General features: G+C 67.9%; 13 protein-coding genes. 4 read left to right on the forward strand and 9 right to left on the reverse strand.

The features are described 5' to 3' along the window. Positions 1 to 65 precede the first annotated feature (65 nt). The gene (locus QPK29_RS10680; protein WP_371768232.1) at positions 66 to 338 is read right to left on the reverse strand and encodes a hypothetical protein; all 273 of its coding nucleotides are present in this window, start codon (positions 336 to 338) and stop codon (positions 66 to 68) included. 452 nt (positions 339 to 790) lie between these two features. Between QPK29_RS10680 and QPK29_RS10685 the strand changes: the two genes are divergently transcribed. The 4 genes from QPK29_RS10685 (at position 791) to QPK29_RS10700 (ending at position 5,742) form a co-directional block, all read left to right on the forward strand. Then, a complete protein-coding gene (locus QPK29_RS10685; RefSeq protein ID WP_371768233.1) occupies positions 791 to 1,885 on the forward strand; it encodes an extracellular catalytic domain type 1 short-chain-length polyhydroxyalkanoate depolymerase in 1,095 nt (364 codons plus the stop codon). A 114-nt stretch (positions 1,886 to 1,999) separates the two neighbouring features. Next, positions 2,000 to 3,211 carry a benzoate/H(+) symporter BenE family transporter gene (locus QPK29_RS10690; protein WP_371768234.1) on the forward strand — a complete coding sequence of 404 codons (1,212 nt, stop codon included), beginning with the start codon at positions 2,000 to 2,002 and terminating at the stop codon, positions 3,209 to 3,211. A gap of 12 nt (positions 3,212 to 3,223) precedes the next feature. Beyond that, positions 3,224 to 4,567, forward strand: coding sequence for an MFS transporter (locus tag QPK29_RS10695; protein WP_056137376.1), 1,344 nt, complete (start codon positions 3,224 to 3,226; stop codon positions 4,565 to 4,567). Positions 4,568 to 4,656: 89 nt separating this feature from the next. Continuing rightward, complete coding sequence (locus tag QPK29_RS10700; RefSeq protein ID WP_056137378.1) at positions 4,657 to 5,742, forward strand: porin; 1,086 nt, start codon at positions 4,657 to 4,659, stop codon at positions 5,740 to 5,742. A 39-nt stretch (positions 5,743 to 5,781) separates the two neighbouring features. Here the strand turns inward: QPK29_RS10700 and pcaD are convergent, their stop codons facing one another. From pcaD to QPK29_RS10740, 8 genes are read right to left on the reverse strand one after another with little or no spacing between them, the layout of a single operon-like run. Further along, positions 5,782 to 6,561: a 3-oxoadipate enol-lactonase gene (gene pcaD, locus QPK29_RS10705; RefSeq protein WP_371768235.1), complete on the reverse strand. Its 780-nt coding sequence runs from the start codon at positions 6,559 to 6,561 to the stop codon at positions 5,782 to 5,784. Between the two features lie 3 nt (positions 6,562 to 6,564). Then, entirely contained in the window at positions 6,565 to 7,338 is a 774-nt protein-coding gene (locus QPK29_RS10710; protein ID WP_371768432.1) for a 1,6-dihydroxycyclohexa-2,4-diene-1-carboxylate dehydrogenase, read from the reverse strand. Then, positions 7,338 to 8,369, reverse strand: coding sequence for a benzoate 1,2-dioxygenase electron transfer component BenC (gene benC / locus QPK29_RS10715; protein ID WP_371768236.1), 1,032 nt, complete (start codon positions 8,367 to 8,369; stop codon positions 7,338 to 7,340). Before benC ends, QPK29_RS10710 begins: the two co-directional genes overlap by 1 nt. A gap of 13 nt (positions 8,370 to 8,382) precedes the next feature. Continuing rightward, positions 8,383 to 8,883 carry a benzoate 1,2-dioxygenase small subunit gene (gene benB / locus QPK29_RS10720; protein ID WP_371768237.1) on the reverse strand — a complete coding sequence of 167 codons (501 nt, stop codon included), beginning with the start codon at positions 8,881 to 8,883 and terminating at the stop codon, positions 8,383 to 8,385. Beyond that, positions 8,880 to 10,250, reverse strand: coding sequence for a benzoate 1,2-dioxygenase large subunit (gene benA, locus QPK29_RS10725; RefSeq protein ID WP_371768238.1), 1,371 nt, complete (start codon positions 10,248 to 10,250; stop codon positions 8,880 to 8,882). The genes benB and benA overlap by 4 nt, the downstream gene beginning before the upstream one ends. 10 nt (positions 10,251 to 10,260) lie before the next feature. Further along, on the reverse strand, positions 10,261 to 11,181 hold the full coding sequence (gene catA / locus QPK29_RS10730; RefSeq protein WP_371768239.1) for a catechol 1,2-dioxygenase: 921 nt from the start codon (positions 11,179 to 11,181) through the stop codon (positions 10,261 to 10,263). 25 nt (positions 11,182 to 11,206) lie between these two features. Continuing rightward, entirely contained in the window at positions 11,207 to 11,497 is a 291-nt protein-coding gene (gene catC, locus QPK29_RS10735) for a muconolactone Delta-isomerase (protein ID WP_371763317.1), read from the reverse strand. 17 nt (positions 11,498 to 11,514) lie between these two features. Further along, positions 11,515 to 12,624 (reverse strand): muconate/chloromuconate family cycloisomerase, encoded by a 1,110-nt coding sequence (locus QPK29_RS10740; protein ID WP_371768240.1) that lies wholly within the window; start codon positions 12,622 to 12,624, stop codon positions 11,515 to 11,517. Positions 12,625 to 12,676: the final 52 nt, after the last annotated feature.

The following is a 12,676-nucleotide window of genomic DNA, read 5'->3' on the forward strand; positions in this document are numbered from 1 at the left end:
GAGATTACCTTCTAGTAGGTAGGCTGTCAACCGCCGGCAAAGCCGGTCGTGCGATGCGGCGGCGGTTATTGGTCGAGGCTCGCCAGCGCCCAGCACTGCGTCCACGAAAAAATGGCGTGCCGCTGCTCGTTGTCGACGGCGCCCGTGAGGATCTCGGTCAGGTAATGGGCAACGTTCGTACGCAGGTGATTCGGAAGGCATGCCACCGTCGCGATCGATGACTCGATGTCCGGATGCACGCTCGACATCATGATCTGCACGACGACCTCCGCATGCTCGGTCCAGCCGGCACCGTCGACGTAGTTCATGAGCGCGACAGCGCTGTCTGGCATGTTCATCTGGTTTCTCATGATCGACGTATCCAGGCTCGAATGGTGAAGTCACCCAGAGTACCGCAGTCGGGTGACGGACAGGATGAAATCTGGAACGAGCGGGCAGATTCGTGGCAGCCGTTGCAACGATACGTGGTGCAACTGGTACAGTCGGCGCCGCGCATCCCCGCTCGCCGCCCGTTTCGTGCCTGTCCGACAGCAGCGCATCTGCTATCGATTACGCGTGCAAATGTGCACAGCGTTTTCTTCCTGCCCCGAGCCGTCCTGTTGACCGTGCTCGTGCCTGACAGGCGTCACTTCCCGCCTCCCGCCGGCGCCAGGCCGGCGGCAGTGCCACGCGTTACCGCCTGCATCGGCGATCGCGCGTGCCAGGCGCGCAGCCTGGCAAGGTACGCCAGCGCACGGAGCACGGCCTGCAGAGTCGATATATTGCGGTGCAACATCCATGCCGAGGCACCATGGCCAAACCCGCCCGAAAGACGCGATTGCTGCGCAGCCTGACCCGTGCCGCGAAGGCGCAGCAGTCGATGCTGGCCACGCTGCTGGACGTGTACGCGCCGGCGCCCGTCAGGCCGGCGCGCAAGGCCGTACCGCGCAAGCCGGCGGCACGGCCCGGCCTGGCGCCGGCGACCGGCAGGTGGCTCGCCGGCCGCTTCCCGTTGCCCGCGACGCAGGGCCAGGCGGTCGCGCGGGACATGCAATACTGGCTGTACGTACCCGACCGTGTGCGGGACGCGCAGCCGCGTGACGGCTGGCCGCTCGTCGTGATGCTGCACGGCTGCCACCAGAGCGCCACCCAGTTCGCGCAGGGCACGCGCATGAATCACCTGGCGGAAGCCAAGGGGTTTGCCGTGCTGTACCCGCAGCAGTCGGTGACCGTGCAGGCGCAGCGCTGCTGGCGCTGGTACGACCGGGCCACGCAGGAGGGCGGTGGAGAAACCGGGGCGCTGGCGTCGTTGATCGGGACCGTGTGCGAACGGCATCCCATCGACCGGCGCCGGATCTATGCATGCGGGCTTTCCGCCGGCGCGGGCATGGCGGCGATATTGGCACTCAACCATCCAGAACTCATTGCCGCGGTCGCGCTGCATTCGGGCCCCGTGTTCGGCGCCGGGCACGGTCCGATAGGTGCGCTGCACGTGATGCGACATGGCGCCGCGGCACACGCCGACGCCGCGATCTCCGGCCTGCTGATGCGCCGCGCGGCCGCACCGCTGCCGCCGATGCCGGCGCTGCTGATCCAGGGCGAGGACGACCAGGTGGTGGATCCGGTGAACCAGCGGCAGCTGGCACGCCAGTGGCTGCAATGGAACGGGTTGCCGGCAGGACCGGCGACGCGGGTCGCGGTGAAGCCAGCGGGCCGCGGCGGCAGCCGCAATGCGCATGAAATCCACGACTACCTCATGGGGCGCAAGGTCGTGCTGCGCGTGGTGCGCATCCTCGGCCTGGGCCATGCCTGGAGCGGCGGCGACCCGGCCCACGCCTTCAACGCGAAGGCAGGGCCGGATGCCAGCCGTATGGTGCTCGACTTCTTCGGCCGGCATCGGCGCTGACCTGCCGCCGCACGCCATACCCATCAGGTATCGAATGGATACCAAATCGGTCTTGGACGCGCCTGTGCAATCTCTCTACCCTTGGTCCCGATAACGATAAGACAAGGAGACACCATGGGCACAGGACAGGTGGAGTGCGCCGCCGTGCGCGGCCGGCGCTGGTCCGACGGATCGCTGTCGGCCGTGGCCGCGGGCTTCCTGGCCGTGCTGGTCTCGTTTTCCGGACCGCTGGCGATCTTCTACCAGGCCGCGCAGGCGGGCCGCATGCCGGACGCCATGTTCGCATCGTGGGTGTGGGGCATCTCCGTCGGCGCGGGCATCGCCGGCATCGTCCTGAGCTGGCGCCTTCGCGCACCCGTCATCACGGCGTGGTCGGCACCGGGCAGCGCGCTCCTCATCACGCTGTTTCCGCAGCTGCCGCTGGGCGAGGCCGTCGGGGCCTATCTCACCGCGGCCGCCATCCTGCTCGCCATCGGCCTGTCCGGCTCACTCGAACGCATCATGGCCCACGTGCCGACAGGGATCGCCAGCGGCATGATGGCCGGGATCCTCGTGCCGTTCGGGATGAACGCGTTCAGGACGGCCGGCACGCTGCCGCTGCTGGCGTTCGGCATGATCGCCGCGTACCTCGTGTTCCGCCGCGCGGTGCCGCGCTACGGCGTCGTGCTGCTGCTCGTCGCCGGCACCGGCATCGCGTGGCTGTCCGGCGCGACGCATCTTGCCGCCGTCCGCTTCGGGTTCGTCGTGCCTGCGGTGATCGCGCCCGCGTGGAGCTGGACCAGCACGTTCAGCCTCGCGCTGCCGCTCGTGCTGGTGACGCTCACCGGCCAGTACCTGCCCGGCATCGCGGTGCTGAAGACGTCCGGCTACGCCACGCCGGCGCGGCCGGTGATCGTCACGTGCAGCCTCGTGTCGCTGGCGATCGCGTGCACAGGCGGCATCACGATCGCGCTCGCCGCCATCACGGCCGCGATGTGCACGAGCCGCGACGCGCACGAGGACCCGCGCCGCCGCTACGTGGCCGGCATCGCCAACGGCGTGTTCTACCTGCTCGCGGGCCTGTGTGGCGGTTCCATCGTCATGCTGTTCGCCGCGCTGCCGAAGGAACTGATCGTCTGCCTGGCGGGACTGGCGCTGCTGGGCGCCATCGGTTCGAACCTCGCCGGCGTGATGGCGGCCGAGGACCACCGCGAAGCCTCGGTGATCGCCTTCCTCGCCACCGCGTCCGGCATGACCTTCCTCGGCCTCGGCGCCGCGTTCTGGGGCGTCGTCATCGGCATGGCGGCGCACCGCATCCTGCATCACCCCACGACAACACATCCATAAGGAGACAATCGCATGCGGCACATCGACATCCACGCACTGGCCGACGGGGCCAGGTTCAACCGCTTCCACGCCGGCATCCTCGCGTGGTGCGCCCTCATCATCATCTGCGACGGCTACGATCTCGCCGTGGCCGGCATCGCGCTGCCCTCGATCATGAAGCAGATGGGCGTGACGGCGCAGAATGCTGGCTTCATGGTCAGTTCCGCGTTGTTCGGCATGATGTTCGGCGCGATCTTCCTCGGCACGATCGCCGACCGCATCGGCCGGCGCCACGCCATCGTCATCTGCCTCGCGCTGTTCAGCGTGTTTACGGCCGCCGCGGGCATGAGCAGCGATCCGTACGTGTTCAGCGCGATGCGCTTCCTCGCGGGCCTCGGCATCGGCGGCGTGATGCCGAACGTGGTCGCCCAGATGACGGAATATTCGCCCAGGCGCATCCGCGCGACCATGGTCACGCTGATGTTCAGCGGCTACGCGGTGGGCGGCATGCTGGCCGCGCTGCTGGGCAAGGGATTGATCGAGCAGCACGGCTGGCAGTCCGTGTTCCTCGCGGCCGGCGTGCCGGTCCTGCTGATTCCGTTCATCCTGAAAAGCCTGCCGGAATCGATGACTTTCCTCGTGCAGCGCAAGCGCCTGGCCGAATTGCAGCGCACGCTCGCGCGCATGGAGCCGTCGTACCGCGCGCAAGCCGGCGACCGCTTCGACCTGCCCGTCGCGGACCGCGCGCAGGGCGCCCCGATCGGACAGCTGTTCCAGGACGGCCGCGGATTCTCCACCGCGATGTTCTGGATCGCCTTCTTCATGTGCCTGTTCATGGTGTACGCGCTGAGCTCCTGGCTCGCCAAGCTGATGGCCGGGGCGGGCTACAGCCTCGGGTCGGCGCTGACCTTCGTGCTCGTGCTGAATTTCGGCGCCGTCGTCGGCGCCGTCGGCGGCGGCTGGCTCGCCGACCGCTTCCACATCAAGTACGTGCTGGTGGCGATGTATGCGCTGGCCGCCGTCTCGATCACGCTGCTGGGTTATCCGGTATCCACGCCGGCGCTGTTCGTGCTCGTCGGCCTCGCCGGGGCGTCGACGATCGGCACGCAGATCGTCACCTACGCCTATGCCGGCCAGTTCTATCCGACCGCGATCCGTTCGACCGGCATCGGCTGGGCCTCCGGCGTGGGCCGCGGCGGCGCCATCCTCGCACCGATCGTCATCGGCACGCTCGTCGGCATGGCGCTGCCGCTGCAGCAGAACTTCCAGGCGATCGCCATCCCGGCCGTCATCGCCGCCGTATCGGTCGCACTGATCCGCCACGGGCGCTCGGCGTCCGCCGTGCCGCAGCACACCGGCGCCGTCGCCGAAGCCTGACCGGATTCCCTCACACACGTTTTTCATGGGTGCGCAGCATCCAGGGCGGAGCCTTGCCTCCGCCCGAACAACAACCAACAGGAGACATGATGAAAAAGGCAGTAGCGATCGCCCTCGCGGCGGGTCTGGGAGCGGGCGGCGCGCAGGCGCAAAGCCAGGTGACGGTGTACGGCATCGTCGACGTGGCGCTGGCGCACATGAACAACGCGGACGCGGCGGGCCACGGCGTAACGCGCGAACCGTCGCTGACGGGCAGCCTGCCGTCGCGCATCGGCTTGCGCGGCAGCGAGGACCTCGGCGGCGGTCTCTCCGCCGTGTTCAACCTGGAGAGCGGCTTCAATCCGGACGTCGGCGCGCTCGGGCAGGGCAGCCGCCTGTTCGGACGCCAGGCGTGGGTGGGCCTGCGCGGCCGCTGGGGCATGTTGCAGCTGGGCCGCATCCTCAACATGACGTATCTCGCCACGATGAAGAGCGACGTGCTGGGACCGAACCTCTTCTCGATCAACAGCATCGATTTATATCTACCGAACGCGCGCAGCGACAACGCGATCGGCTATCTCGGCACGTTCGACGGGGTGACGGTCGGCGCCACGTGGAGCTTCGGGCGCGACGCGTCGGCGGCCGGCGGCCCGTCCGCCACCGGCTGCGCGGGCGAGGTGCCGGGCAATGCGCGCGCCTGCCGCCAATACACGGCCCTGCTGGGCTATGACACGACGGCCTACGGCATCAATGCCACGTACGACAAGCTGTACGGGAACACGGGCGCGGCGGGTGGGCTGACGGACAGCGCGCACTACGACCGCCGCATCACGGCCAACGGCTGGATCATGGCGGGCAAGACGAAGATCGGCGCCGGCGTCATCGACCGCAAGACGGATGCCGCGTCGGGCATCGCCGAATCCGACCTGTTCTACCTCGGCGCGAGCATCCCGGTCGCGCCGCGCCTGACGCTGGATGCCCAGGTGGCGCGCAAGAACGTCAAGGGCTCGCCCGATGACACGAACCTGGCGGTCGCGCGCCTGACGTATGCGCTGTCGGTGCGCAGCGCCGTATATGCGGGCGTCGGCCGCATGGACAACCACGGCGCGGCCGCGATCGCGCTCGATGCCGGCGGCACGACGGCGCCGGGCAAGGCGCAGAGCGGGGTGATGGCGGGGTTGCGGCACGCGTTTTGATGGCGGCAAGGCGGCAGGGTTGCTGCCGCCTTGCCCCGGTCAGCCGGCGAGGAAGGACACGAGGGCCCCGGCGAACTGCGGTGCCGCTTCGATGCTGGAGATGTGGGACGCCGCCAGCGCGGCGAGGCACGCGCCGGGAATCCGGTCGCGCATCCAGCCGGCGTCGGCGACGGTGGTGACCGGGTCCGCGGCGCCGGCGATGATCAACGTGGGAACGGCGATGGTGCCGATCGCGCTGCGCAGGTCGGCGTCCGCCAGCGCATCGCAGCAGGCCGCGTAGCCTTCCGCATCCTGCTCGCGCAGCCGGGCGATCATGCGCGCGACCACGTGCGGTTCGCGTGCAAGGAAGGCGGGCGTGAACCAGCGCGCCGCGGCGCCGTCGGCCACGCCATCCATGCCGCCGTCCCGCACCTGGGCGGCGCGCGCGGTCCAGCCCTCGTGCGTGCCGATGCGCGCCGCGGTGTTGGCCAGCACGAGCCTGTCCAGCCGCCGCGGCGCGTGGATGCCGAGCCACTGGCCCGTCATGCCGCCCATCGAGATGCCGCAGAAGTGCGCGCGCGGAATCGCCAGCGCGTCGAGCAGGCCGACGACGTCGCGGCCGAGGCGTTCGAGCGTCACAGGCATCGTGCCGCGCCGGGACAGGCCGTGGCCGCGCGTGTCGTAGCGCAGCACGAAATAATCGCGGGCCAGGACCGCGGCCTGCGGATCCCACATCGACAGGTCCGTGCCGAGGGAGTTCGACAGCACGATGCACGGTCGCGCGGGATCGCCGTCGGTCCGCACGTGCAGGCGGACGTCGTCTATGTCAACGTACCTCATCGTTTACCCCTGGTCGCCGCCGCCCACGGGCAGGACGGTGCCCGTGATGTACGACGCTTCGCCCGAGGCGAGGAACAGGATGGCGGCGACCTGCTCGGCTATGGTGCCGTAGCGGTGCATCAGGCTCGTCGCGATCGTCTGGTCGACGATGTCCTGGTACCACGTTTGCTCCTGCTCGCTCAGCGCCTTCGGATTGCGCGGCACCTTGCGCGGCGGGGCTTCCGTGCCGCCGGTGGCGACGGCGTTGACGCGGATGCCGTCCTGCGCGTGCTCCATCGCGAGGCTGGCCGTCAGCGCGTTGATGCCGCCTTTCGCGGCCGAGTAGGGGATGCGGTAGATGCCGCGCGTGGCCACCGACGACACGTTGACGATCGCGCCGGCCTGCGCGGCCATCATCGCCGGCAGCACCGCGCGGCAGCACCACAGCGTCGGGAACAGCGAGCGGCGGATCTCGGCCTCGATCTGGTCCGGATCGTATTCCTGGTAGGGCTTGGCCCAGATCGTGCCGCCCACGTTGTTGACGAGGATGTCGATGCGGCCGCAGGCCTCCAGCGCGCGTGCCGCCAGCGTGGCCGCGCCGGCCCACGTCTCGAGGTCGGCCTCGACGACGAGGGGTTGCGTCCCGGTCTCCCGGGCTACCTCGTGCACGAGCGGCGAACGGTCGGCCAGCACGAGCCGCGCGCCTTCCGCGGCCGCCGCCAGCGCCACGCCGCGGCCGATGCCCTGGGCGGCGCCGGTGACGATCATGACCTTGTCCCTGAAACGGTCCGGATGCATCATGCCGTCACCCCCGCCGTGCTCGTGGCCGAGAACTTCTCGAAGTGGAACGAGTTCGGTTTCACGCCGATGCCGTCCAGCCAGCCGCGCACCGCGTCGACCATGGGCACGGGGCCGCACAGGTAGACGTCGACGTCGCCGCCATTCATCCAGTCCGGTTCCACATGCGCCGTGGCATAACCCTTGCGCGCATGCGTGCTGGACGCCGCCGCGACGCAGGTCACGTACTGGAACTGCGGGTGCGCGGCCGCGATGCAGTCCAGTTGCGCCAAGCCGACCAGGTCGTGGTCGTTGGTCACGGCGTAGACCAGGCGTACCGGATGCGGGAACCCTTTGGCCGCCAGCACATCGAGCATGGACAGGAACGGCGCGATGCCGGTGCCGCCGGCCAGCATCAGCACGGGACGGTGCACGGGCCGCAAATAAAAGCTGCCGTACGGACCGGAGAACGAGACCGGCTGACCCGATTGCGCCTGGCCGGTCAGCCAGGTGCTCATCAGGCCATTTGGTACGTTGCGCACCACGAAGCTGGCTTGTTCCGCGCCCGGCGCGGAAGCGAATGAATACGAGCGCGTCTGGTCCGTGCCCGGCACCGTCACGTTCACGTATTGGCCGGGCAGGAAGTCCAGCTGGTCGGGATGGTCCGGCGCAATCGAGAAACGGATCGTCGACGGCGACAGCTGTTCCACGGCGGTGACGGTGCCGGGGAAGTCGCCGACGCCCGTCTTGCACGCGGCCGACGTGGCCGGAATGCGCACGACGCAGTCCGACGTCGGACGCATCTGGCACGCCAGCACGTAGCCGGCTTGTGCATCCTTCTCTTCGAGGGCATCCTCGATGTAGCTGTCCGGCGGCATGTCGTAGCTGCCGGATTCGCACAGCCCGCGGCACGTGCCGCAGGCGCCGTCGCGGCAGTCGAGGGGGATGTTGACCTTCTGGCGGTAGGCCGCGTCGGACAGTTTTTCGTTGGGGTTGCAGCTGATGAAGCGCGTGACGCCGTCCTCGAACTGCAGTGCGATCGTGTGGCTCATGACCGTCTCCTGCTTAGATGTGATAGATGTCGATCACCTGGCTGATGTAGTCGTTCTTCAGCACGACGTACTTGTCCAGGATCTTCGGCGCCGGACCGGAAAAGTCGATCACGTAGCGCGACATGCCGAAATAGCTGTAGTTGGTGTGGTAGCGGTGGCTCAGCGTGTGCCAGTTGAAGCGCACCGTGTGGCGGCTGCCGTCGACCTGTTCCAGTTCCACGTTGGCGATGTTGTGGCTCGTGCGCGTATCGGGAATCGTCGCGCTGGAGCGTTCCGTCTTGATGCGGAAGACGCGGTCCTCCAGCCCCTGGCGGTTCGGGTAGAAGATCAGCGAGATTTCCCGCTCCGGGTCCTGGACCAGCGTGCCGTCGTCGTCCCACGACGGCATCCAGAAGCGCGCGTTCGCGTCGTAGCACTGGAGCCAGTCGTCCCATTGCTCGTCGTCGAGCAGGCGCGCTTCGCGGTAGAGGAAGGATTGAATATCCTCGATCGCGGGTTTGGTGAATGCGCTCATTTCGCCTCTCCTTTTGCTTCGAACGCCTTCTTCATCACGTCGAGCCAGTAACGGTGCTGGATCGTGTAAAGGCCTTCGTCCTCCGTGCGCACGCCGCTCATGACGGGCGCGAGGCCGATGTCCTGCGCCGCGTCGTCCGCGCCGTGAATCCAGTGCCTGGCGCCGCGGCACATGTCGTTCCACTGCATCGCGGCGCCGTTGTAGCCCTGCTGGCAAGCGCGGAATTCCTCCAGGTCGTCCGGCGTCGCCATGCCGCTGACGTTGAAGAAGTCCTCGTACTGGCGGATGCGGTGCGCGCGCGCATCAAGCGATTCGCCCTTCGGCGCGATGCAGTAGATCGTCACCTCGGTCTTGTCGACGGCGATCGGGCGCAGCACGCGGATCTGGGAACTGAACTGGTCCATCAGGTACACGTTCGGGTACAGGCACAGGTTGCGCGAGCGTCCGACCATCCAGTCCGCGGTCGCCTTGCCGTATTTTTCCGTGTACTCGGCGTGGTGCGCGAAGTTCGGGCGGTCTTCCGGATTCGCCCACTGCGACCACAGGAGCATGTGGCCATGCTCGAAGGCGTAGAAGCCGCCGCCCTGGCGGCCCCAGTTGCCGGCGTCCATGGCGCGGATCTTGTCTTCGCCCGCGGCCTGCTCCTGTTTGCGGTGGTTCGTGGTGGCCGCGTAGTTCCAGTGCACGGCCGTCACGTGGTAGCCGTCGGCGCCGTTCTCGGCCTGCAGTTTCCAGTTGCCCTCGAACGTGTAGGTCGACGAGCCGCGCAGCACTTCCAGCCCTTCCGGCGACTGGTTGACGATCATGTCGATGATCTTGCCGGCCTCGCCGAGGAAGGCTTCCAGCGGTTCGACGTCCGGATTCAGGCTGCCGAACAGGAAGCCCTTGTAGTTGGCGAAGCGCGCCAGTTTCTTGAGGTCGTGCGAGCCTTCCTTGTTGAAGCATTCCGGATAGCCGGCCGATTCCGGATCCTTCACCTTCAGCAGCTTGCCGCTATTGTTGAAGGTCCAGCCGTGGAACGGGCAGGTGTACGTCGCCTTGTTGCCCCGCTTGTGGCGGCACAGCTGGGCGCCGCGGTGGCTGCACGCGTTGATGAACGCATTCAGCTCGCCGCTCTTGTTGCGGGCGATGAACACCGGCTGGCGGCCGATGTGCGTCGTGTAGTAATCGTTGACGTTGGCGACCTGGCTCTCGTGCGCCAGGTAGATCCAGTTGCCCTCGAAGATGTGCTTCATCTCGAGCTCGAACAGGGCCTCGTCGGTGAAGGCGCTGCGGTGCAGGCGGTGGTCGCCCGTTTGCGCGTCTTCGATCATGTAGTCGTCCAGCCGTTTGGGCTTGAACGCGTCGACAGGAACGATCGGGATCATGGCGGTGTCCTCAGGCGGCGGCGCGCGGACGGTCGACCTGCGTGGTCGGCGCGGCGGCGGTGTCGTGGTACAGGTGGAAGTCGAAGTCGATCGACGCGAACGGCTTGTCGACACGTTTGGCGTCCAGCTGCGCCGGGTCGTCGATCCGGTTCACGGGCGGCACGAGGCCCGGGCGGCTCGCGAACGCGAAGTCGTCCCACAGGTATTCGTCGCCGTCGATGTTGATCTGCGTGGTCAGCTTGCGATGGTCCTTGCTGCTTACGAAGAAGTGGATGTGCGCCGGGCGCTGGCCGTGGCGGCCCAGCAGGTTCAGGAGCTGCTGCGTCGTGCCGTCCGGCGGGCAGCCGTAGCCGACCGGGATGATGCTGCGGAACTGGTAGCGGCCCTGGTCGTCCGTGACGATCGTGCGGCGCAGGTTGAACGGCGCCTGCGTCTGGTCGAAGAACGAGTAGTTGCCCGTCAGGTTCGCGTGCCACACCTCGACCTTCGCGCCCGGCAGCGGCTTGCCCTGCTGGTCGAATACGGTGCCCTGCATGAACAGGACCTCGCCCTTGTCCGCTTCCGTGCCGTCGTCCAGGCGGGCGAAGCCCACGCTTTCCGGCGCGCCGGCCACGTACAGCGGGCCTTCGATGGTGCGCGGCGTGCCGCCTTCCAGGCCGGCCTTCTGCTCCGCTTCGTCGGCGCGGATGTCGAGGAAGCGTTCCAGTCCCAGGCCCGCGGCCAGCAGGCCCAGTTCATTGGCGGCGCCCGCGGCCGACATGTAGGCCACGCCGTGCCAGAATTCGGTCGGCGTGATGTCGAGGTCCTCGATCGCCTTGCACAGGTCGCCCAGCAGGCGCAGCACCACCTGCTGCACGCGCGGGTCGGCGGGGCGGTCGGCGGCGTCCACGACCCAGCTGTGGGCCAGTCGTTCGATGTCTGCGTGGTTCATTTCAGGTCTCCTTTTTTAGGTTGGGTCAAATGTCGCCGTCGCGGACGGACGAGGGATGGCGGCACAGCGGCATGACGTCGATGTGCATGTAGGGGAACAGGGGCAGGGACGTCAGCAGCGTGTGCAGCTCGTCGACGCTGTCGACGTCGAAGATGCTGACGTTGGCGTACTGCCCGGCGATGCGCCACAGGTGGCGCCATTTGCCCTCGCGCTGCAGGCGCTGGGCGAGGTCCTTTTCGGCCTGCTTGAGCGCCGCGGCTTCGGCGGGCGGCATCGTCGCGGGCAGGTCGACGTTCATTCGGACGTGGAACAGCATGGTGGTCTCCAGTGTCTTTACTTGCGTTGCAGGCTGCGCAGCTTGTCGGTATCGATGTCGACACCGAGACCGGGCCCGGTCGGCACCTGCAGTTCGAAGTCGCGGTACACGAGCGGTTCGCGCAGCACTTCCTCGGTCAGCAGCAGGGGGCCGAACAATTCCGTGTCCCACTCCAGGTCGGCGAACGTCGCGCAGACGTGCGCCGTGGCCGCGGTGCCGATGCCGCCTTCGAGCATCGTCCCGCCGTACAGGCCGATGCCGGCCAGCCGCGCGACCGCCGCCACTTCCAGCGCCGCGAACAGGCCGCCGGACTGCGCGATCTTGACGGCATAGACGTCGGCGGCGTCCGCGCGGGCCAGCGCCAGCGCATCGACCGGGCCGTGCAGGGCCTCGTCGGCCATGATCGCGACGTCGAAGCGGCGCGCGAGGCGGCCCAGCATCGCCGTGTGATGGGCTTTCACGGGCTGCTCGACCAGGTCGACGCCGCCGGCTTCCAGCTGCGCGATGCCGCGCACGGCTTGCGCTTCGCTCCAGGCCTGGTTGACGTCGACGCGCACGCTGGCGCGGTCGCCCAGCGCACGCTTGATCGCCAGCACGTGGGCGACGTCGGCGTCCACGCTGCGCAGGCCGATCTTCAGCTTGAAGATGCGGTGGCGGCGGATCTCCAGCATGTGTTCCGCTTCCGCGATGTCCTTGGCCGTGTCGCCGCTGGCCAGCGTCCACGCGACCGGAAGCGTGTCGCGCACGCGGCCGCCCAGCAGGTCGGACAGCGGCACGCCCAGGCGGCGCGCATGCGCATCCAGCAGCGCCGTCTCCAGCGCGCACTTGGCGAAGCGGTTGCCCTGGATGGCCTTGCGCACCTTCGCCATCGTTTTTGCCGGCTGGGCGGCGTCCATGCCGATCAGCAACGGGGCGATATGGGTGTCGATATTGGCCTTGATGCTTTCCGGGCTCTCTTCGCCGTAGGCCAGGCCGCCGATGGTGGTGGCCTCGCCCCAGCCCTGGATGCCGTCGGCACAGCGGACGCGCACGAGCACCAGGGTCTGCGTGTTCATCGTCGCGACGGACAGCTTGTGCGGCCGGATTGTCGGCACGTCGAGCAGGAAGGTTTCGATATATTGAATCATATTATTTGCGTATAATTCGCTGAGGTGAGGACACGATATTCCTGCAAATGAC

Source organism: Massilia orientalis (assembly GCF_030411975.2).
GTDB lineage: Bacteria > Pseudomonadota > Gammaproteobacteria > Burkholderiales > Burkholderiaceae_D > Telluria > Telluria orientalis.